Below are 19492 nucleotides of genomic sequence, written 5' to 3' on the forward strand. Positions count from 1 at the left end.
CGGCCCGGCCTCAGAGGTCCAGCACCAGCTCGTCGTCGTCGGACGCCCGTGACACGCAGACCAGCATCATCCCGGCCTCGCGCTCGGGTTCGGTGAGCAGCGTGTCGCGGTGGTCGACGGCGCCGGCGATCACCCGTGTCCGGCAGGTGCCGCAGAACCCCTGCTGGCACGAGTACGGCACGTGTACGCCCGACCGCACCAGCGCCGACAGCAGCGTCTCGTCCGCGGCGACGGCCACCCGGCCGCCGGTCGTCGGGACGGCCACGCTGAACGGGCGGCCGTCCACCACCGGTGGCGCGGCGAACCGCTCGAAGTGCAGCTCGACGTCGTCGCGGCCCACGAGGTGCGCGCGCACGCTGGTCAGCAGCGCGGCGGGCCCACAGGCGTAGACCGTGGTGCCGTCCGGACAGTCGCCGACGAGGTCGGCCGCGGTCGGCACCCCGTGGTCGTCGTCGGTGCGGATCTGGATGCGGTCGCCGAAACGTGCGACCTCGTCGAGGAACGGCAGGCTGTCGACGTTGCGCCCCACGTAGATCATCGACCAGTCCACCCCCAGTGCCTCGGCGGCGGCGAGCATCGGCAGGATCGGCGTGATGCCGATGCCGCCCGCGACGAACCGGACCCGACGGGTCGGCGAGCCGTAACCGGGAACGCTGAGCGGGAACGCGTTTCGCGGTCCGCTCGTGGTGATCCGGGCGCCGACGTGCAGGGCGTCGTGGATCTCGATCGACCCGCCGCCGCCGGCGGGGATGCGGCGCACCGCGATCCGGTAGGCGTGCCGGTCGGCGGGATCGCCGCACAGCGAGTACTGCCGGAGCCGCCCGCTGGGGAGCCGGACGTCGATGTGGGAGCCCGGATGCCACGGCGGCACCTCCGTCCCGTCGGGTGCGGTGAGCCGCAGGGCGATCACGTCCTGGTCGTGGGCGACGACAGTGCGGTCGGCCACGACGAGCGGGATGTCCCTGTCGATCTCGGCCGGGGGCGCCATGTTGCGGATCGCGCCGGACAGCGCGAACAGCCCGTGCACGGCGGCATGGGCGAATCCCATGGACCAGGCCCGGCCGTCGCCACCGGGGGAGGACGGCAGGTCGCGCAGGCGGTCGCGCAGCCCCATCACAGGTGGGCGGCCCGGGCCGCCGGCGAACTCGCCAGGTAGGCCACCGCCTGCGCCGTCGATCCCATCCGCTCCGGGGTGAAACCGGGCCGGAAGTAGGTGAAGGTGTTGGCGCCGAACAGCTTCCGGTAGCGCGGCAGCAGGCCCAGCTTGGAGTCGCGCATGCGCTCGCGCTGCATGCGCCACCAGCTGACGTGGGCGGTCGGATCGTTGTCGACCAGGTACCAGGTGCCGCGCTGGAAGAACGCGATCATCATGACGACGGCCATCGACATCGCGCGGATGCGGTCGACGTAGCTGTCGTGGAAGTAGGCGGCGACGTCGTGCGCCACCATCCGGTGCTCGACCTCCTCGCTGCCGTGCCAGCGGAACAGGTCCACCAGCGTCGGGTCCGCGTCGAAGTCGTCCCACGTGCAGTTCAGGGAGAAGTCACCGAGGACGGCGGTGTAGTGCTCGATGGCGGCGATCAGCCACAGTCGGTCACACAGGTCGTTCATGCGGCGCTTCGGGTCGGGGTTGTCGGTGGGGGCGAGCATCTTCTCGAAGATGTAGTCGACCAGTTCCAGCATGGGGGCGACGTCGAGGCCGCTCTTCTCCATGAACTCGCGCAGTACCAGCTCGTGCGTGTCGGCGTGCGTCGCCTCCTGGCCGATGAAGCCGCGGATGTCCTCGGCGAGCTTCGGATCCTTCACCAGCGGCAGCGCCTCGTTGTATGTCTGGACGAACCACCGCTCGGCCGCGGGTAGGACGATGTTCAGCAGGCTGATCATGTGCGAGGCCACCGGATGGCCCGGGATCCAGTCGAGCGCGGTGCCGGCGACGTCGAACTGGACCTGCCTGGCCTGGATCTGTACCGGACCGGGATCGATCTCGGTGGCGAACCGCTGGGGACGCAGCATGGTGAGACTCCTCGTCGGATGAACGGACGATCGGAGTCTACGACGTTATCTGGGAACGCAGGTAGCGGATACCTGCGGGCGAGCCGTGGCTAGGCGCCGGGGACGGGCATCCCCGGCTGCGGGCCGACCGGGGTCGCCGTCACCGTGGTGACGCCGTTGCCGCCGACCCGGGGGCCACCACCGGCACCCGCGCCGGCGGGGGTGTTGTCCGTGGCGTTCAGCACGGCGGCCTCGGTGCAGTCGACGTTGAGGTACATGCGGCCGCCGCCGGTGATCTTCTGCTGCGAGACGATGCACTCCTGCTGCGGGTAGTCACTGCCCACCGATCCGCCGAAGAACGCCTTGACGCCCTGGCTCTTGAGGATCGCCATGGCGCGGCCGAACGGCTCGCCGACCACGTTGAGCGACGCCGCGCTGGCGGGTTCGGACTCCGCGATGCTGGGGCTGATGAGCGCGACCGTGGCCGCGGCGATGGCGCCTGCGCCCAGAACGGCGAGTTTCTTCACGTGACCTCCGAGTATCGCGATGCGCTGCGAACCTATCGCAGTTGAGTCCCAACGAGAACTTCGGTCACTCGTGCGCAGGCGTTACCTGATCGTGCATCACCCCGGCCAGAATCGCAGCGCGGGCGTCGGCGAAGACGTCCTCCAGCAGCATCGTGCGGCCGTCCGGCCCGGCCAGCGGCACGCGCCAGTTCGGATACTCGTCGACCGTTCCGGGCTGGTTCTGCGCGCGCAGGTCCCCGACGGCGTCGGGAAGCGCCAGCGCCAGCAGCCGTGACGGCGTGCGGCCCAGATACGCGTAGAGCGCCCGCACCACGTCGTCGACCGACGGGGTGTCCGCCTCCGTCCCCCCGAGCAGCCCGAGGCGGCGCAGCTCGGCCAGCCACGCCGCTTGCTCGGCGCGGTCGTCGGCGAGTTCCTCCTCGGCCGGGCGGGCCAGCAGGCCGAGTTCGCGGCGGATCCGGACGTGCTCACCGGCCAGGTAGCCGGCGGTCGGCGGGAGGTCGTGCGTGGTGACGGAGGACAGGCAGTACTCCCGCCACCGATCCGCCGCGAGCGGCCCGCCCGAACCGCCACCGTCGCGGTCCAGTTCGAACCACAGGATGCTCGTCCCCAGCAGCCCGCGGTCGGACAGGTAGTCGCGCACCCACGGCTCCACGGTGCCCAGGTCCTCGCCGACGACGACGGCGCCCGCGCGCTGCGCCTCGAGCGCGAGGATGCCGATCATCGCCTCGTGGTCGTAGCGGACGTACGTGCCCTCCGTCGGGAGGACGCCACGCGGGATCCACCACAGCCGGAACAGCCCGATGATGTGGTCGATCCGCACCCCGCCGGCGTGCCGCAGGACCGAGCGGACCACGGCGCGGAACGGTTCGTAGGCCGTCTCGACGAGGCGGTCGGGCCGCCACGGCGGCTGCGACCAGTCCTGGCCGAGCTGGTTGTACTCGTCGGGCGGCGCCCCGGCCGAGACGCCGAGGGCCAGCACGTCCTGCAGCGCCCACGCGTCGGCGCCGTTCGGGTCGACGCCGACGGCGAGGTCGTGCATGACGCCCAGCGCCATACCGGCCTGCAGGGCGGTGGCCTGCGCGGAGGTCAGCTGATCGTCGAGCTGCCACTGCAGCCAGCGGTGGAAGTCGACGGCGTCGGCGTGCACCGACGCGAAGTTCGCCACGGCCGGGCTGGACGGGTGCCGCAGCGGCTCGGGCCAGTGATGCCAGTCGTTGCCGTGCCGCTCCGCCAGCGCGCACCACGTCGCGAAGTCGTCGAGGCTCTGCCCCTCCCGCCGGCGGTACGCCGCGTAGGCGAGTTCGCGGCCCGCCGACCGCGGCACGCGGTAGACGTTCGCCAGCGCGCGGCGCTTGCTCTTCCACGTGGCGTCACGCTCGACGAGGTCGGCGGCGCCCGCGCGGGCCTGGGTGGCCATCCGCGACTTCTGGAACTTGCCGCGATTGCGGGCGTAGGCGTACTCGGCGATCGCCTCGACCCGCAGGTAGATCGGGTTGACGAAGCGACGCGACGTCGGCAGGTACGGCGACGGCTCCATCGGTGCCGTCGGCGCGGCCGCGTGCAGCGGGTTGACCAGCACGAAGCCCGCGCCGTGCACCCCGGCGGACCACACCGCGAGATCGGTCAGGTCGGTGAGATCGCCGATGCCCCAGGACCTCTCGGAGCGGACGCTGTAGAGCTGCGTCGCCAGCCCCCAGGCCCGCCCGGCGCCGAGCCGCGGCGGCAGACGCAGCGTCGAGGGCACCACCACCAGGGTTGCGGCGTCCTCGCGGTCGCCGGCCTGGACGTGCAGCCGGTGATAGCCGAGCGGCAGGTCCGCGGGCAGCTCGAAGGTGGCCTCGCCGACGGCCCGACCGTCGAGGTCGTAGGGCGGCGTGTCGTTCACCAGCTGCCGCAGGCCCGTGCGCACGGACCCGTCCTCCAGTCGGATCCACACGCCCACCGGCGCGCCGTGGTCGACGTGCACCCAGAACGACGACGGCCGGTCCGACCGGGTGACGATGGTCGGCGGGACGCACCGCCGCCAGTGATCGGAGATGTGGGCGTCGAGTGCCGCGGTCCGCTCCGACTCGTCGGCGGCCGGCACGCCGAGCGCGCCGAGCACCGCGACCAGCGTGGACTCGGCGACCGTGCGGTGCCGGCCCACCCAGTCGTCGAAGCCGGTGGCCACGCCGTACCGGTTCGCCAGGTCGACCAACGTCGGGGGCAGTTCGCTCATGGGAGACGATCTTGCCGGTTCGCGGGCGTACGGGCCGCACCTAGGGTTCGACGTCGCGGGCCAGCAGGTCGTCCCAGGTGTCGCGACGGACCACCAGCCGGGCGTCGCCGTCGCTCGCGAAGACCACGGGCACCCGCCGGGCGCCGTTGTACTGGTTGGACATCGTGTAGACGTACGCGCCGGTGACGGGGACGGCGAGCAGGTCGCCGACGGCGGGCTCCGGGAGTTCGATGCCGTCGATGAGCTGGTCGCCCGACTCGCAGTGCCGGCCCACCAGCGACACCCTCTCGCCGCCGCGCCGAACCCGGTTCACGATCGCCGCCTCGAACCGCTGACCGGTCAGCGACACCTCGAGGTTGTCACCCATGCCGCCGTCGACCGCGACGTGGGTGAGCACATCGCGCTTGACCGTCGTCACGCGGTACACCGTGCACGCCGCCGACCCGACCATGCTGCGGCCTGGCTCCACGATGATCCGGGCGCCGGCGGGCAGCAGCTCGCGCGCCCGTCCGATCATCGCGTCGGCGTACGCGTCGAGGTCGGGGGCCGTCTCGCCGTAGGTGTAGCGCACGCCGAGCCCGCCGCCGAGGTCGTACACGTCGAACGTCCCCAGTTCGGCGATCGGCCGCACCGCCGCCGCCAGCTGGTCGACGTCGAGCAACTGGGAACCGACGTGGGTGTGGACGCCGGCCATGTGCAGCACGGCGCTGCGCTCGATCCGGTCGATCGCAATCCGCGCCTGCGCCGGTGACAGCCCGAACTTCGAACCGGCGTGGCCGGTGGCCTGTGAGGCGTGCGTGGTGGCCTCGACACCGGGGATGACGCGGACCAGGCAGGCCTGCGGCCGGTCGGCGGTGGCGACGCGTTCCAGGCGGTCGACGTCGTCGAAGTTATCCACCACGACCAGGCCGATGCCGACGTCGACCGCCAGCGCGATCTCCTCGTCGGTCTTGGCGTTGCCGTGCAGGATCAGCCGGGCCGGGTCCGCGCCCGCCTTCAGCGCACTGAGGACCTCGCCGCCGCCCGCCACGTCGAGGTGCAGACCCTCGTCCACCATGACCCGCTGAACGGCGGTGCAGGGGAACGACTTCGACGCGAAGGCGACGTCGGCCCTCGGCCAGCGGCTGCGGAACGCCGACAGGTAGTCACGGGCGCGCTGCCGAAGCGCGTCACGGGCGACGACGATCACGGGGGTGCCGAACTCGTCGGCGATCTCGTCGAGGCGGCACCCTCCGACGACGAGCGTGCCGTCGTCCGCGAGCCGCGAACCCGGCGGGAAGAGGCCGAGCAGGTCGTCGTCGGCCGGGGCGAGCTGATCGGTCACCGCCCCAGTATCGTCGTCGCACATGGTCGGCGGCACGGTGGAATCGACGCAGGACCGGACCACCCGCCGGGCGAGGATGGCCACCGCCGCGCTGTTCCTCACCAACGGCGCCCTGTTCGCGAACCTCGCGCCACGCCTGCCGGAGATCAAGACCGACCTGGCGCTGTCCAACACCGCGTACGGCATCGTCGTCGCCGCGTTCCCGGCGGGCGCCCTGGCCGCCGGTCTCACCGCGGGTGCGCTGATCCGCCGGTTCACCTCGGCGCGGATGGCGCTCGCGGGCACGGCGGGGATCGCGGTGACGACGGCGGTGGCGGCGGTGTCGCCGTCGGCCGTGCTGGTGGCGGTGGCCCTGTTCCTGGGCGGGGCGTGCGACGCGGTCACCGACGTCGCCCAGAACACCCAGGGACTGCGGGTGCAGCGGTCCTACGGCCGCTCGATCATCAACTCGTTGCACGCCATCTGGTCGGTGGGCGCGGTCCTGGGCAGTGCGACGGCGGCCGGCGCGATCGCGGTGCACCTGCCGCGCGAGATCCACCTGGCCGTCACCGCCGTCGTCTTCACCTCGGTCGCGGCCGTCGCCTACCGCTTCCTGCTCAAGGGCGTCGACGCCGACGGCGAGCAGGCCGCCGCGGCGGAGCGAACCGGCAGGGTGGGGGCGAAGGTGTACGGGATCCTGCTGCTGCTGGTGCTCCTCGCGATGGCCGGTGCCGTCGTCGAGGACGCAGGCAGCTCGTGGGCCACCCTCTACCTGCGCGACGACCTCGGGGCGGCCGGCGCCGTCGCCGTGCTCGGCTACATCGCGCTGCTGTCGTTCCAGTTCATCGGCCGGCTGGCCGGCGACCGGGTGGTCGACCGCTTCGGCGAACGCGCCGTCGCGCGTGTCGGCGGTCTGATCGTCGCGGCCGGCATGGGGGCGGCACTGCTGTTCCCGAGCGTGCCGTCGACGATCGCCGGGTTCGCCGCGGCGGGCATCGGCATCGCCACGGTGATCCCCGCGGCGATGCACGGCGCGGACCGGTTGCCCGGACTCCGGCCGGGGAGCGGGCTGACGGCGCTCGCCTGGCTGATGCGGATCGGCTTCGTCGGCGCACCGCCGCTCGTGGGCGCGGTCTCCGACGCCATCAGCCTGCGGTGGGCGCTGCTCATCGTGCCGATCTGCGGCATCCTGGTGGTCGCCGCGTCCGGCGCACTCAGTGGCCGGCGCTCGCCAGCTCGATGACGAGCACGCCGGCGACGATGAAGCCGATCCCGATCAGCATCTTGACGGTCAGCGGATCGCCGAACAGGTAGCGCGCGACCACGGCGACCAGGGCGACGCCGCACGCCGTCCAGATGCCGTAGGCGATGCCCACCGGCAGGCCCAGCGACAGCGTCAGCCACAGCAGATAGAAGGACGCCAGGTAGCCGAGCACGACCGGTGCGATCCACGCCTTCTTGCGGAACCCGTCCGAGGCGCGCAGCGCGAGCGTCGCGCACACCTCGATGCCGATGGCGCTGAACAGCACGACCCACGTCACGGTGCCGTCTCCTCGGCCGCCGGATGCGAGCCCAGCTCGACGAACAGCACGCCGACGATGATCAGCCCGATGCCGGCGGCGATCACCCACGTGAACGCCTCGCCGAAGACCAGGGATGCCAGCACCGCGGTGGCGGCCGTGCCCGCGGCGCCCCAGATTCCGTAGGCGACGCCGATCGCGATGCCCGCCCGCAGCACGAGGGTCAGGAAGGCGAACGACGCGAGATATCCGACGACCACCACGACCAGCCACGCGCCGTGCTCCTGCGACGCCCGCAACGACAGGGTGGCGGCGACCTCACTGATGATGGCCGCGGCCAGCAGCACCCACTTCCGCACCGCACCAACCTAGACCCCTAGTCGCGGCGACCGGTCGGCACGCATCGCCGCCGGCCGCCAGGTGTTTGCCCGGCCGCTGCCGCGAACGTGCTGTTCAGCGGTGTTGTCGGTGCCCGCGAGTAACCTGGGTCTCAGTGAACGGCACCCCGTCCACGTCTTGCGAAGGAGTCCCGATGACCGATCCCCAGCGCACCCTCGTCGCCGTCCTGCTCGACCGTTCCGGGTCGATGGAGTCCATCAGAACCGACACCGAGGGTGGCTTCAACGCCTTCATCGCCGACCAGCGCAAGGAACCGGGGGAGGCCACGGTGACGCTCGCGCAGTTCGACACGCACTACGACGTCGTCTACCAGGACCGGCCCATCGCGGACGTGCCGCCGCTCGAACTGCAGCCCCGCGGCGCCACGGCGCTGTACGACGCGCTCGGCAAGCTGATCACCGACGTCGGCGCCGAACTCGCCGCCCGTCCCGAGGACGAGCGGCCCGGGCACGTGATCGTGGTCGTCATGACCGACGGCATGGAGAACTCGAGCGTCGAGTGGACCCACGACGCGATCAGCGCCGCCATCGCGCGGCAGGAGAAGGAGTACTCCTGGTACTTCGTCTTCCTCGGCGCCAACATGGACGCGGTCGCCGTCGCCGCGAAGATGGGCTTCGACCAGTCGCGTTCGATGACGTACGGCGCGAACGACCAGGGTGTCGCATCGGCCATGAGCGCGACCACCGCCTACGTGTCGCGCCAGCGGCGCAGCAGCGCCGGGTTGGCCGCGCCGGGCTTCTCGCCGGACGATCGCGAGGCGTCGCTGGGTCGCAACCGGTGACGGCGGGCGGCCCGGTCATCGACACCGCGTACGGACCGGTGCGCGGCGTCGACGATTGCACGGTGAAGGCCTGGAAGGGCGTTCGGTACGCGGCGCCCCCGGTCGGCGCGCTGCGCTGGCGGGCACCGCGGCCGCCGGACCCCTGGACCGAGCCCGCCGACGCCACCAGGGTCGGGCCGGCCTGTCCGCAGCCGACCGACCCGCGGATCCCCATCGACCTCGGCGCGCCGCAGGGCGACGACTGCCTGACGCTGAACGTCTGGGCGTCCTCCGACACCGAACCGGGCGACCGCAAGCCCGTCATGGTGTGGGTGCACGGTGGCGCGTACATCCTGGGGTCGGCCGCCCAATCCCTCTACCACGGCGGCGCACTCGCCCGCGGTGGCGAGGCGATCGTCGTCACGGTCAACTTCCGGCTGGGCGCACTCGGCTTCCTCGACCTGTCCGCGTTCAGCACGCCCGACACCACGTTCGAGACGAACCTCGGGCTGCGCGACGTGGTGTTCGCGCTGCAGTGGGTGCGCGACAACGTCGGGGCGTTCGGGGGAGACCCGGGCCGGGTGACGCTGTTCGGTGAATCCGCCGGCGGGGGCGTTGTGACGACGCTGCTCGCCAGTCCCGCTGCCGCGGGCCTGTTCCACGGCGCGATCGCGCAGAGTTCACCGGTCACGTCCATCTACGACGCGGCGCGCGGCCGCACCGTGGGCCGCCGGTTCCTCGACGCGCTGGGCATCGGCGAGGACGAGGCCGATCGCCTGCCGGACGTACCGCTGGCCGAGGTGCTCGCCGCGAGCAAGCGGGTCTTCGACGAGGTGCCCGTCGACACACCCGGGACGCTCGGCTTCGCACCGATGGTCGACGGTGACCTGGTTCCGGAGTATCCGGTCGAGGCCGCCCGCGCGGGCCGCACGCACCCGGTGCCGCTGATCATCGGCACCAACAAGAACGAGGCCGCACTCTTCCGCTTCATGAAGTCGCCGCTGATGCCGATCACCCCGGAGGCGATCAAGCGGATGTTCGACCAGATCGGCGCCGAACAACCGGATCTGCGTCTGCCCACCGAGGCCCAACTCGGGTCCACCTACCGCGGCCGCGGCAAGACGCCGGGCATGGGCGTGGCACGCGACATCGGCTTCCGCATGCCGTCCATCTGGTTCGCCCAGGGTCATGCGGCCGTCGCGCCGGTGTACCTGTACCGCTTCGACTGGGCCACCCCGATGCTGCGGCTGGTCCGCCTCGGCGCTGCGCACGCGACCGAACTGCCCTACGTGTGGGGCAACCTCGTGATGGGTCCGCGGGACCCGACGTTCAAGCTCGGCGGTCTCAAGGCCGGGATGGCGGTGTCCGAGCGGATCCGCCGGCGCTGGCTGAGCTTCGCGACGAGCGGCGAGCCGTCGGGCGGCGACGACGACCCGGTCTGGCGGCCGTATCGTCCCGACGACCGCGCGACACTCGTCATCGACAAGCGCGACGCCGTCCTCGACGATCCCGACGAATCGCTGCGGACCGCCTGGGGCGAGGACGTTCTGAGCTTCCGGTGAGCGCCGATCGCTAAGCTCTGCCCTCGGAGGTGACGACGTGGACACTCTGGCCGGAATCCGGGACGTCCTCGACGTGCTGCCGCCGCAGATGCGGGATCCCGTGCTGTTCGCCGTCCCGTTCTTCCTGCTGCTGCTGATCGTCGAGTGGACCGCGGCGCGCAAGCTCGACCAGCTCGAGGACGATCGCGCGCCGTCGGGGGCGTACCTGCGCCGCGACGCGTGGGCCAGCCTGTCGATGGGCCTCGTCTCGATCGCGACGACGGCGTTCTGGAAGTTCGTCGCGCTGCTCGGCTACGCCGCGCTGTTCACCTACGTCGCGCCCTGGCAGCTGCCGTCGACGGCCTGGTACACGTGGGTGATCGCGATCCTCGGGGTGGACGTGCTGTTCTACGCCTATCACCGGGTGGCCCACCGGGTCCGGTTGATCTGGGCCACCCACCAGGCCCACCACTCCAGCCAGTACTTCAACTTCGCCACCGCGCTGCGGCAGAAGTGGAACAACAGCGGCGAGATCCTGATGTGGGTTCCGCTGCCGCTGCTCGGCGTCCCGCCGTGGATGGTGTTCGCGAGTTTCTCGCTGAACCTGATCTACCAGTTCTGGGTCCACACCGAGCGGATCGACAAGCTGTGGCGCCCACTGGAGTTCGTCTTCAACACCCCGTCGCACCACCGGGTGCACCACGGCATGGACGCGGAGTACCTGGACAAGAACTACGGCGGCATCCTCATCCTGTGGGACCGGATGTTCGGCACGTACCAGGACGAACTGTTCCGGCCGCACTACGGGCTGACCAAGCAGATCGACACGTTCAACGTCTGGACGCTGCAGACGCACGAATACGCATCGATCGCCCGGGACGTCCGGCGGGCCACGCGGTGGCGCGACCGGCTCGGGTACGCGTTCGGCCCGCCCGGCTGGGCGCCGCCCGCCACCGTCCAGCCCGACATCGCCGCACCCGCCACGACCGGCTAGCGACGGAATCCGTCGCCGATCCCCCGATTCGATCAGGAATACGCACCTGCCGGTAGTCTCGGGGTGTGGAAACGGTCTTCGACGGCGATGTCGACCCCGGTCTCGTCGAACGGTCACTGGCCGGCAGCGCCGCCGGGGCGGTGTGGCTCGACGTCGACCGTCCCCGTCACCCCACGCTGACGGGCGCCCTCGCGTGCGACCTGGTCGTGGTGGGCGGCGGGTACGCCGGGCTGTGGACCGCGCTGCACGCCGCGCGCCGCGATCCCGGCCGGCGCGTCGTGCTCCTCGAGGCCAACCGGATCGGCTGGGCGGCCTCGGGTCGCAACGGCGGATTCGTCGAGGCCAGCATCACCCACGGCGCGCAGAACGGCCGTACCCGGTGGCCCGACGAGTTCGACGTGCTCACCGCGATGGGCCTGGAGAACCTCGACGGCATGCAGGCCGAGATCGAGGAACTGTGCCTCGACGTGGAGTGGCAGCGCAGCGGCATGCTGCTGGTCGCCACCGAACCGCACCAGGTGCCCTGGCTGGAGACGTCCGCCGCGGACGGTGACGGCACCTTCCTCGACACCGCGGAACTCCGCGCCGAGATCGACTCCCCGACGTACCGGGCCGGCCTGTTCGAGCCCGACACGTGCGCGATCGTCCACCCCGCGAAGCTGGCGCTCGAACTCGCCCGTGCCTGCGTCGAGGCCGGCGTCCAGATCTTCGAGCACACCAACGCCCGCGCCCTCGACTCCGGCGGCGCGGACCTGCGCATCGACACCGGCGACGGCGTCGTGACCGCCGGGCAGGCCGTCCTCGCCACCAACGTCTACACCAGCCTGCTGCGCCGCAACCGGCTGTACACCGTGCCCGTCTACGACTACGTCCTCGCCACCGAACCGCTGACCGACGCGCAGATGGACCGGGTGGGCTGGCGCAACCGCCAGGGCATCGGCGACGCCGCCAACCAGTTCCACTACTACCGGCGCACCGAGGACAACCGCATCGTGTGGGGCGGCTACGACGCGATCTACAACTTCGGCGGCAAGGTGGATCCCGCGTACGAGGAGCGGCCGGAGTCCTACCGCAGGCTCGCCGAGCACTTCTTCCTGACGTTCCCGCAACTCGACGACGTCCACTTCAGCCATCGCTGGGCCGGGCCCATCGACACGAACACCAGGTTCTGCGCGCACTGGGGTCTGGCGCGGGAGGGCCGCGTGGCCTACGTCAACGGGTTCACCGGACTCGGCGTCGGCGCGGCCCGCTTCGGCGCGGACGTCTGCCTGGATCTGCTCGCGGGCGCCCCGACGCCGCGCACCGAATTGGAGATGGTCCGGAGCAAGCCGCTGCCGTTCCCGCCGGAACCGTTGGCCAGCATCGGGATTCAGGCCACCCGGTGGTCGCTCGACCGTGCCGACCATTCCGCGGGGCGACGGAATGCGCTGTTGCGCACCCTCGACGCGCTGGGACTCGGCTTCGACTCCTGACCTGCGGCGACGGGTGCGCCCGGCCGGTCGCCGACGGGTCGTGCATCTTTTCTGTAACGCTGAGGTCTCGATTGGCTATGGGTAGGGTAGGAAAGCCCCCTACCTCACGGATCGGAGCCGGCGATGCGTCAGCCGAGTTTGCGAGTGTCGACTCTCGCCACCGCCGCAGTGATCGCCGCGATCTTCGCGCCGACGACGAATGCCCTCGCCGATCCCGGCACCCCGGTGTTCCCGGGCATGGAGATCAGGCAGGACAAGAGCCTGTGCACGTTGGGCTTCGTCGACATGCAGACCCGGACGGGCTACACCGCGGGACACTGCCGGGGCTCCGGCGCCGTCACCGACCGCGGTGGCGTCTTCGTCGGAAACCAGAATCAGTTCTCGGACAACACCCCCGACGGCGCCACCGTCTCCACCGACCACGTGATCTCGGACTGGGAGACCATCTCCTTCGCCCCCGACGTGGCGATCAACGACGTGCTCCCGAGTGGGCGGCCCCTCGTCGTCGACGGCGGCGTGGTTCCCCAGCAGGGGCAGCGCGTCTGCCACTTCGGCGTCGTCACCGGTGAGAGCTGCGGCACCATCGAGTCGGTCAACAACGGCTGGTTCACCATGACCAACGGCGTCGTCAGCCAGAAGGGCGACTCCGGCGGCCCGGTGTACGTGCCCATGGACGACGGGCGGGCCGTGATCGTCGGCATGTTCAACAGCACCTGGGGTGCGCTGCCCGCCGCGGTGTCCTGGTCGACGATCGACCAGCAGAGTCGCGGGGGCGTCGTCTCGGCGGCCTCGGGCGCCGTTCCCGCCGCCTAGCGTGTCGACGGACGCACCGTCACGCCGGCTCTCCTAGGATTCGCCGGGTGGCAACGTCAACGAGCCGGTGGTCGCGCCGCAAGATCACCATCGCGATCCTGGCGTCGATCGGCATCCTCGCGATGATCGGCACCACGGTCGCGGCGATGGTGATGCCGTTCCTGCAGCCCGACCCGCGCGACGTGCCGTCGCGGGCGTCGGCCGCGCCCACTCCCACCGAGCCGCGGCTGGTGATCAAGCCGCTCGCGGTGCGGCTGGTCGTCGAGGCCTTTCAGGCGCAGCCCGGCCAGTGCGACCCGCCGCCACCCCCGTTGCCGCCCACCGAGCCGCAGCCGGCGTGCGACGTGGAGCGCAAGGCCCACTACCAACTGGAACCGGTGTCGATGGAGATCGGGCTCACCAACGCCAAGGCGCTCAAGCTGCCGACGTCCGAGTTCTACAGCGTGCAACTCGTCATGGACTCCCCGTCGAGCGCGGCTTTCGCGCAGTACACGGCCGCACACGTCGGCAGGCAGGTGGCGTTCGTGCGCGACGGCCTGGTGCTGGCCGCTCCTGGCATCACCGCGCCGATCGACGGTCAGTCGATCCAGCTGTCGGGCGACATGACGAAGGCCACCGCCGACACGATCGCTCAGATGCTGCGCGACGGGTCCTGAGCCAGCTCGAACACCGGGATCGACGGTGCGACGGCCCGCAGGTGGTCGGCGCTCGACGTCGGCGACAGCCCGCCGACGTGGCCCTTGACCTCCCAGTACCAGCGCCGCAGGTAGGGCTGCAGGATCGCCGGCTTGGCGTCGTCGGACAGCTCGGTGACGGCGACGACCCGACGACGCCAGCGCGGCCCGAGTTCGACCTCGCCGGCGGCCCTGGCGTTGCGTGCCCACTGCGTGTTGCCGCGCGGTGACACCAGGTAGCGGCGGCCGTCGACCTCGAGGAGGTTGACGACGACCCCGCGCATCTGGCCGGACGTGCGGCCGCGCATCCGTAGCGCCCGGGTGCCCGCGATGCCGACACCGGCCTCCGCCAGGAGTCGGAAGGCGCCGTTGAGGAGTCGCGCCGCTCGGTTCGGACGGTCGTATCTGCTGGTCGTGGTCATGGGACTCCTTCAGTCGGATTTCGAGAGCGCTGCTCTCTGATCGAGCATGACACGTCGAGGGGATTGAAACAAGAGCAGCGCTCTCGCGATATGCGAGACTGCGTCGATGGGTAAGCGTCAGGACACGCGGGAGCGCATCGAACGCGACATCGTTGAGGTCGGCCGCGCCCACCTCGCCACCGACGGCGCGGCGGGACTGTCCCTGCGGGCGATCGCCCGCGAACTCGGGATGGTGTCGTCGGCGGTGTACCGCTACGTCGCCAGCCGCGACGACCTCCTGACCCTGCTGCTGATCGACGCGTACACCGACCTCGCGGACGCCGTCGACGAGGCCGGCGGTGACGCGGTCGACTGGCGTGCCCGGCTGACCGCTCAGGCTCGCGCCGCCCGCGCGTGGGCGCTCGGGGATCCCGCGCGGTGGGCGCTGCTCTACGGCAGCCCGGTTCCCGGCTACCACGCACCGTCCGAGCGGACCGTCGGCCCCGGCACCCGCGTGGTCGGATCACTGTTCGGCACGATCGCCGAAGGCATTGTGGCAGGGGAGATCCCGTCGTCCGCGATCGCCGTCGGGGGGTCGACGTCGACGGACTTCGACGGTCTTCGCGACGAATTCGGCTTCGCGGGCGACGACGCCGCGGTGATGAAGTGCCTGACGCTGTGGGGCGGTCTGGTCGGCGCCATCAGCCTCGAGGTGTTCGGGCAGTACGGCGCCGACACGTTCACCGACGCCGATGCGGTGTTCGACGGTCAGCTCCGGCTGCTGATCGTCCTGCTGACCGCGCCGCCCGACGCGCAGAACTAGAACACGTTCTAGCCAGCGGGTGGGCTGAGCGATATCCTCGGGGTGATGCTCAATCAGACACCTGTCCAGATCGCGTGGGTCACCCACGACCTGGACGTCACCGAGGCCGCACTGAGCGCCACGCTCGGTGCGCGCACGTGGGTGCGGATGAGCGACGTGCACTTCGCGCCGGAGGCGTGTACCTACCGCGGCGCGCCCGCCGACTTCACCGCGCACGTGTCGTTCTCGTACGCGGGCGACACCCAACTCGAGGTGATCCAGCCGGTGACCGGACGCGGCGTCTACTCCGACTTCCTCGCCGAGTCCGGCGCCGGCCTGCACCACGTGTGCGTCGCCGCCGCGGACACCGAGGCGTTCGACGCCATGGTCGCCGACGCCGAACGCGACGGCGTGGACGTGATCGGCCGCGGCACCATGCCCGGCGGCATGCAGTTCGCCTACCTCGCGGCCGCGGACGCCGGCGTCCCCTGCGTCGAGTTGGCATACATCCCACCCGACATCCAGAAGTTCTTCGACTACGTGAAGCAGGAGCAGTTGTGAGCACTGACATCCCGGAGACCATCGACGCCGGCACCGTCGACGACTGGTCCGAGGACCGGCCCGACGTGATCGTCGTCGGGTTCGGCATCGCCGGCGGGTGCGCCGCGGTCAGCGCCGCGGCGGCCGGAGCCGACGTGCTCGTCCTCGAACGCGCCGCCGCCGCCGGCGGGACGTCCTCCATGGCCGGCGGGCACTTCTACCTCGGCGGCGGCACCGCGGTGCAGAAGGCCACCGGGCACGAGGACACCGCCGACGCGATGTACGACTACCTCGTCGCGGTCGCCCAGGATCCCGACCACGAGAAGATCCGCCTGTACTGCGACCAGAGCGTCGAGCACTTCGACTGGCTCGAGAGCCTCGGCTTCCAGTTCGAGCGCACCTACTGGAAGGGCAAGGTCGTCGTCCCGCCCGGCACGGAGGGCCTGTCCTACACCGGAAACGAGAAGGTGTGGCCGTTCTCCGAGCAGGCCGCTCCTGCGCCACGCGGACACTCGGTGCCGGTGCCCGGTGAACTCGGCGGCGCCGACATGGTCATCCAGCTGCTCGTGAACCGTGCCGCCGAACTGGGCGTCACCACCCGGTACGAGACCGGTGTCACCCACCTCATCACCGACGACACCGGCGCGGTGGTCGGCGTGCGGTGGAAGAACTTCGGCGAGAGCGGGTCGATTCGCGCGGGATCCGTCGTCATCGCCGCGGGCGGCTTCGCGATGAACCCGGCGATGGTCGCCGAACACACGCCTGCTCTGGGCCAGAAGCGAAAGACCAAGCACCACGGCGAAGTCGAGCCCTACATCTTGGGCAACCCGCACGACGACGGCCTCGGCATCCGGCTGGGCGTCTCGGCCGGTGGCGAGGCGAAGAACCTCGACGGCCTGTTCATCACCGCCGCGGCGTATCCGCCGGAGATCCTGCTGACCGGTGTGATCGTCAACAATCGGGGCGAGCGCTTCGTCGCCGAGGACTCCTACCACTCACGGACGTCGGCGTTCGTCCTCGAACAGCCCGATCAGCAGGCGTATCTCGTCGTCGACGAGGCGCACATGCAGATGCCGGACATGCCGCTGATCAAGTTCATCGACGGCTGGGAGACGATCGCCGAGATGGAGACCGCGCTCGGCCTGCCCGCCGGGAACCTCGCCGCGACGCTCGACCGCTACAACGCCCACGCCGCCGCCGGCGAGGATCCCGACTTCCACAAGCACCCGGATTACGTTGCGGCACAGGACACCGGCCCGTGGGCGGCGTTCGACCTGTCGCTGGGCGTCGCCATGTACTCGGGGTTCACGATGGGCGGATTGACGGTGTCCGTCGACGGCGAGGTCACGCGCAGCGACGGCACGGTCGTCCCCGGGCTCTACGCCGCCGGGGCGTGTGCGGCGAACATCGCGCAGGACGGCAAGGGATACGCCAGCGGTACCCAGCTCGGCGAGGGCTCGTTCTTCGGTCGTCGCGCCGGCGCGCACGCCGCCACCCGAGCCCGCGCGAGCGCCACCTCCACCCCTGCGCAGTAGGGATCCTCCCGCGAGCAGACGTAAGTGTGCGCGACACGCCGGGTTTCTGCGCACACTTACGTCTGCTCGCGGGGGAGGGTGACCGGCTCGCGGGGGAGGGGCGGGGCGAGGGTCGTGAGGTGCCAAGCGCCGCCGCCCAGCAGTTCGAGCCGGCGGGCGTGGTGGCGCTCGACGGCGGGCCGGTGGCTGACGCTGACGACGACGCAGTCGGGCAGCCGGCTGCGCAGCGTCCGATACAGCTCGAACTCCTGACCCTCGTCGAGCGCGGACGTCGCCTCGTCGAGGAACACCGCGCGGGGCCGGGCGAGCAGCACGCGCGCGAACGCGATGCGCTGCTGCTCGCCGGGGGAGAGCGCGAAGGACCAGTCGGCCGCCTCGTCGAGGCGATCGGCGAGGTGCTCCAGCGCCACCGCGCGCAGCGCGTCACGAATGTCCGCGTCGCCGAACGCATCCCGGTCCTCCGGGTAGCAGACGACGTCGCGCAGAGCGCCCAGCGGCGCGTACGGCAGCTGCGAGAGGAACATCGTCCCGCCGCGATCGCCGGGCAGCCGAACCGTCCCCGAGGCGCGAGGCCACAGCCCGGTGATGCTGCGCAACAGCGTGGTCTTGCCCGAGCCCGACGGGCCGGTCACCACCAGTGAGTCACCGGGCGCCAACCGGACGTCGAGGCCGTCGGCCAGCACCAGGCCAGCGGGTGAGGTCACTCGGACGTCGACCAGCTCGACGCCGCCGTCGGCACCGTCCTCCACCGTCAGACGGGGCAGCGACCTCGCCTCCGCGTTGGCGGTGACCAGCCCGTCGAGGCGGATGATGGCGGCCCGGTAGCTCGCGAACGCGTCGTAGACCGCGCGAAAGAAGCTGAGCGAGTTGGTGACCGACGCGAACGCGCTCGACGACTGCGTGACGTCGCCCAGGTTCAGTTCGCCGGCGAACAGCCGCGGCGCCTGGACGATCAACGGCAGCGGGTCGATGATCTGGCTGACCGACCGGTTCCATCCGAGGAACGCCACGCCCCGCAGCACGAAGCGGCGGTAGTTCTCGATGACCCTGCTGAACCGCTCCGCCAGCGTGACGCGCTCGACGCGTTCGCCGCGGTACAGGCCGACGGCCTCCGCCGCGTCGCGCACCCGCACCAGTGCGTACCGGAACGCCGCGTTGGTCGCCTCGTTGCGAAAGCTCAGCCCGATGATGGGTCTGCCGATCCAGATCGCCACCACGGTGGTGACGGCGACGTAGAGCAGCGCGATCCAGAACAGTGCCTTCGGCACCGTCACGCCCAGGATCGTCAACGGCCCGGCCAGATTCCACAGGATCGGCGTGAACGCGACCACCGACACCACCGCGTACACCGATCCGAACAGCAGCGTCTGCGACGTCGCGACGGTCGGGGTGTTGGTCTCCGGGCCGGTGCCGGTGGTGAAGACGTCGACGTCGTGCTGGATGCGCTGATCGGGGTTGTCGATCGGGTCGGGGAGGAAGCGGCCGCGGTAGTAGGCGCCGCCGTCGAGCCAGTCGCCGGTGAGCCGGTGGGTCAGCCACACCCGCCACCGGACGATGAAGAACTGCATGAGGTAGAGGTCGCCGAGCGTTCGGACGAGGTCGGCGGTGACCAGCATCGCGAAGATGACGATCGACTGCCAGAAGCCCCGCACGCCGGACGCCCGGACGGCGTCGTTACCGGCGCCGCTGCCCTCGAACGCCACCTGCAGCGCGGTGAACTGGTCGTTGGCGTAGTAGCTGAACAGGACGTCCATCCGCACCGACACCATCACCGACAGCATCAGGACGCCGAGCAGCGCCCACACCGTGACGGCCTGCCGCCCAACGAAGTACGCGCCCGTCACGCGCCAGAACTGCCGCCCCCAGGTGGTGCACCGCACGACCAGCGCGAGCACCGCCACCGTCGCGACCGCACTGATCAGCCAGGCCTTGGCGATCCACCGCAGCGAGCCGAGGACCTCGCTACCCCAGTCCAGCGACGGGGTGAACATCTCCATG

Annotated in this window: 19 protein-coding genes; 10 read left to right on the forward strand and 9 right to left on the reverse strand. The window is 71.0% G+C overall.

All coding sequences use genetic code 11. The features are described from left to right. Positions 1-10 precede the first annotated feature (10 nt). The 5 genes from AC1MEY_RS09270 to lysA form a co-directional block, all read right to left on the reverse strand. On the reverse strand, positions 11-1114 hold the full coding sequence (locus AC1MEY_RS09270; protein ID WP_480230356.1) for a PDR/VanB family oxidoreductase: 1104 nt from the start codon (positions 1112-1114) through the stop codon (positions 11-13). After that, the gene (locus AC1MEY_RS09275; protein ID WP_480230357.1) at positions 1114-2013 is read right to left on the reverse strand and encodes a metal-dependent hydrolase; all 900 of its coding nucleotides are present in this window, start codon (positions 2011-2013) and stop codon (positions 1114-1116) included. The genes AC1MEY_RS09270 and AC1MEY_RS09275 overlap by 1 nt, the downstream gene beginning before the upstream one ends. An 89-nt stretch (positions 2014-2102) precedes the next feature. Continuing rightward, positions 2103-2519, reverse strand: coding sequence for a hypothetical protein (locus AC1MEY_RS09280; RefSeq protein ID WP_480230358.1), 417 nt, complete (start codon positions 2517-2519; stop codon positions 2103-2105). A gap of 64 nt (positions 2520-2583) precedes the next feature. Continuing rightward, positions 2584-4740 (reverse strand): 4-alpha-glucanotransferase, encoded by a 2157-nt coding sequence (gene malQ / locus AC1MEY_RS09285; protein ID WP_480230359.1) that lies wholly within the window; start codon positions 4738-4740, stop codon positions 2584-2586. 40 nt (positions 4741-4780) lie between these two features. Further along, on the reverse strand, positions 4781-6064 hold the full coding sequence (gene lysA / locus AC1MEY_RS09290; RefSeq protein WP_480230360.1) for a diaminopimelate decarboxylase: 1284 nt from the start codon (positions 6062-6064) through the stop codon (positions 4781-4783). Between the two features lie 22 nt (positions 6065-6086). Between lysA and AC1MEY_RS09295 the strand changes: the two genes are divergently transcribed. Further along, complete coding sequence (locus AC1MEY_RS09295) at positions 6087-7286, forward strand: MFS transporter (RefSeq protein WP_480230361.1); 1200 nt, start codon at positions 6087-6089, stop codon at positions 7284-7286. On the opposite strand, the gene AC1MEY_RS09300 is transcribed toward AC1MEY_RS09295, so the two are convergent. Beyond that, positions 7258-7584, reverse strand: coding sequence for a DMT family transporter (locus AC1MEY_RS09300; RefSeq protein WP_480230362.1), 327 nt, complete (start codon positions 7582-7584; stop codon positions 7258-7260). The two genes, AC1MEY_RS09295 and AC1MEY_RS09300, sit on opposite strands and share 29 nt — an antisense overlap. Next, on the reverse strand, positions 7581-7922 hold the full coding sequence (locus AC1MEY_RS09305; RefSeq protein WP_480230363.1) for a DMT family transporter: 342 nt from the start codon (positions 7920-7922) through the stop codon (positions 7581-7583). The genes AC1MEY_RS09300 and AC1MEY_RS09305 overlap by 4 nt, the downstream gene beginning before the upstream one ends. Positions 7923-8095: 173 nt before the next feature. Here AC1MEY_RS09305 and AC1MEY_RS09310 point away from each other — a divergent pair, with 173 nt between their 5' ends. The 6 genes from AC1MEY_RS09310 (at position 8096) to AC1MEY_RS09335 (ending at position 14198) form a co-directional block, all read left to right on the forward strand. Beyond that, positions 8096-8743 carry a vWA domain-containing protein gene (locus AC1MEY_RS09310; protein WP_480230364.1) on the forward strand — a complete coding sequence of 216 codons (648 nt, stop codon included), beginning with the start codon at positions 8096-8098 and terminating at the stop codon, positions 8741-8743. Next, a complete protein-coding gene (locus AC1MEY_RS09315; RefSeq protein ID WP_480230365.1) occupies positions 8740-10284 on the forward strand; it encodes a carboxylesterase/lipase family protein in 1545 nt (514 codons plus the stop codon). Before AC1MEY_RS09310 ends, AC1MEY_RS09315 begins: the two co-directional genes overlap by 4 nt. Before the next feature lie 46 nt (positions 10285-10330). After that, on the forward strand, positions 10331-11257 hold the full coding sequence (locus tag AC1MEY_RS09320; RefSeq protein WP_480231388.1) for a sterol desaturase family protein: 927 nt from the start codon (positions 10331-10333) through the stop codon (positions 11255-11257). 65 nt (positions 11258-11322) lie between these two features. Next, positions 11323-12729, forward strand: coding sequence for an NAD(P)/FAD-dependent oxidoreductase (locus AC1MEY_RS09325; RefSeq protein WP_480230366.1), 1407 nt, complete (start codon positions 11323-11325; stop codon positions 12727-12729). Positions 12730-12852: 123 nt separating this feature from the next. After that, positions 12853-13542 (forward strand): Rv1815 family serine proteinase, encoded by a 690-nt coding sequence (locus AC1MEY_RS09330; RefSeq protein ID WP_480230367.1) that lies wholly within the window; start codon positions 12853-12855, stop codon positions 13540-13542. A 47-nt stretch (positions 13543-13589) separates the two neighbouring features. Beyond that, entirely contained in the window at positions 13590-14198 is a 609-nt protein-coding gene (locus AC1MEY_RS09335; RefSeq protein WP_480230368.1) for a SecDF P1 head subdomain-containing protein, read from the forward strand. On the opposite strand, the gene AC1MEY_RS09340 is transcribed toward AC1MEY_RS09335, so the two are convergent. Further along, a complete protein-coding gene (locus AC1MEY_RS09340; RefSeq protein WP_480230369.1) occupies positions 14174-14638 on the reverse strand; it encodes a PNPOx family protein in 465 nt (154 codons plus the stop codon). The genes AC1MEY_RS09335 and AC1MEY_RS09340 overlap by 25 nt on opposite strands. Before the next feature lie 106 nt (positions 14639-14744). Between AC1MEY_RS09340 and AC1MEY_RS09345 the strand changes: the two genes are divergently transcribed. The 3 genes from AC1MEY_RS09345 to AC1MEY_RS09355 are packed head-to-tail and all read left to right on the forward strand — an operon-like array spanning position 14745 to position 17494. Beyond that, the gene (locus AC1MEY_RS09345) at positions 14745-15440 is read left to right on the forward strand and encodes a TetR/AcrR family transcriptional regulator (RefSeq protein ID WP_480230370.1); all 696 of its coding nucleotides are present in this window, start codon (positions 14745-14747) and stop codon (positions 15438-15440) included. 45 nt (positions 15441-15485) lie between these two features. Next, positions 15486-15980, forward strand: coding sequence for a VOC family protein (locus AC1MEY_RS09350; RefSeq protein ID WP_480230371.1), 495 nt, complete (start codon positions 15486-15488; stop codon positions 15978-15980). After that, complete coding sequence (locus tag AC1MEY_RS09355; protein ID WP_480230372.1) at positions 15977-17494, forward strand: FAD-binding protein; 1518 nt, start codon at positions 15977-15979, stop codon at positions 17492-17494. Before AC1MEY_RS09350 ends, AC1MEY_RS09355 begins: the two co-directional genes overlap by 4 nt. 56 nt (positions 17495-17550) lie before the next feature. Here the strand turns inward: AC1MEY_RS09355 and AC1MEY_RS09360 are convergent, their stop codons facing one another. After that, positions 17551-19491 (reverse strand): ABC transporter ATP-binding protein/permease, encoded by a 1941-nt coding sequence (locus AC1MEY_RS09360; RefSeq protein WP_480230373.1) that lies wholly within the window; start codon positions 19489-19491, stop codon positions 17551-17553. Position 19492 lies beyond the last annotated feature (1 nt).

It is taken from the genome of Mycobacterium sp. PTI7 (assembly GCF_056679845.1).

What these genes read in the sequence shown, in the direction of transcription:
- AC1MEY_RS09345 (WP_480230370.1), top strand. Translation starts at nt 14,745, where the DNA reads ATGGGTAAGCGTCAGGACACGCGGGAGCGCATCGAACGCGACATCGTT.
- AC1MEY_RS09275 (WP_480230357.1), bottom strand. Translation starts at nt 2,013, where the DNA reads ATGCTGCGTCCCCAGCGGTTCGCCACCGAGATCGATCCCGGTCCGGTA.
- AC1MEY_RS09350 (WP_480230371.1), top strand. Translation starts at nt 15,486, where the DNA reads ATGCTCAATCAGACACCTGTCCAGATCGCGTGGGTCACCCACGACCTG.
- AC1MEY_RS09360 (WP_480230373.1), bottom strand. Translation starts at nt 19,491, where the DNA reads ATGGAGATGTTCACCCCGTCGCTGGACTGGGGTAGCGAGGTCCTCGGC.
- AC1MEY_RS09330 (WP_480230367.1), top strand. Translation starts at nt 12,853, where the DNA reads ATGCGTCAGCCGAGTTTGCGAGTGTCGACTCTCGCCACCGCCGCAGTG.
- malQ (WP_480230359.1), bottom strand. Translation starts at nt 4,740, where the DNA reads ATGAGCGAACTGCCCCCGACGTTGGTCGACCTGGCGAACCGGTACGGC.
- AC1MEY_RS09340 (WP_480230369.1), bottom strand. Translation starts at nt 14,638, where the DNA reads ATGACCACGACCAGCAGATACGACCGTCCGAACCGAGCGGCGCGACTC.
- AC1MEY_RS09310 (WP_480230364.1), top strand. Translation starts at nt 8,096, where the DNA reads ATGACCGATCCCCAGCGCACCCTCGTCGCCGTCCTGCTCGACCGTTCC.
- AC1MEY_RS09270 (WP_480230356.1), bottom strand. Translation starts at nt 1,114, where the DNA reads ATGGGGCTGCGCGACCGCCTGCGCGACCTGCCGTCCTCCCCCGGTGGC.
- AC1MEY_RS09295 (WP_480230361.1), top strand. Translation starts at nt 6,087, where the DNA reads ATGGTCGGCGGCACGGTGGAATCGACGCAGGACCGGACCACCCGCCGG.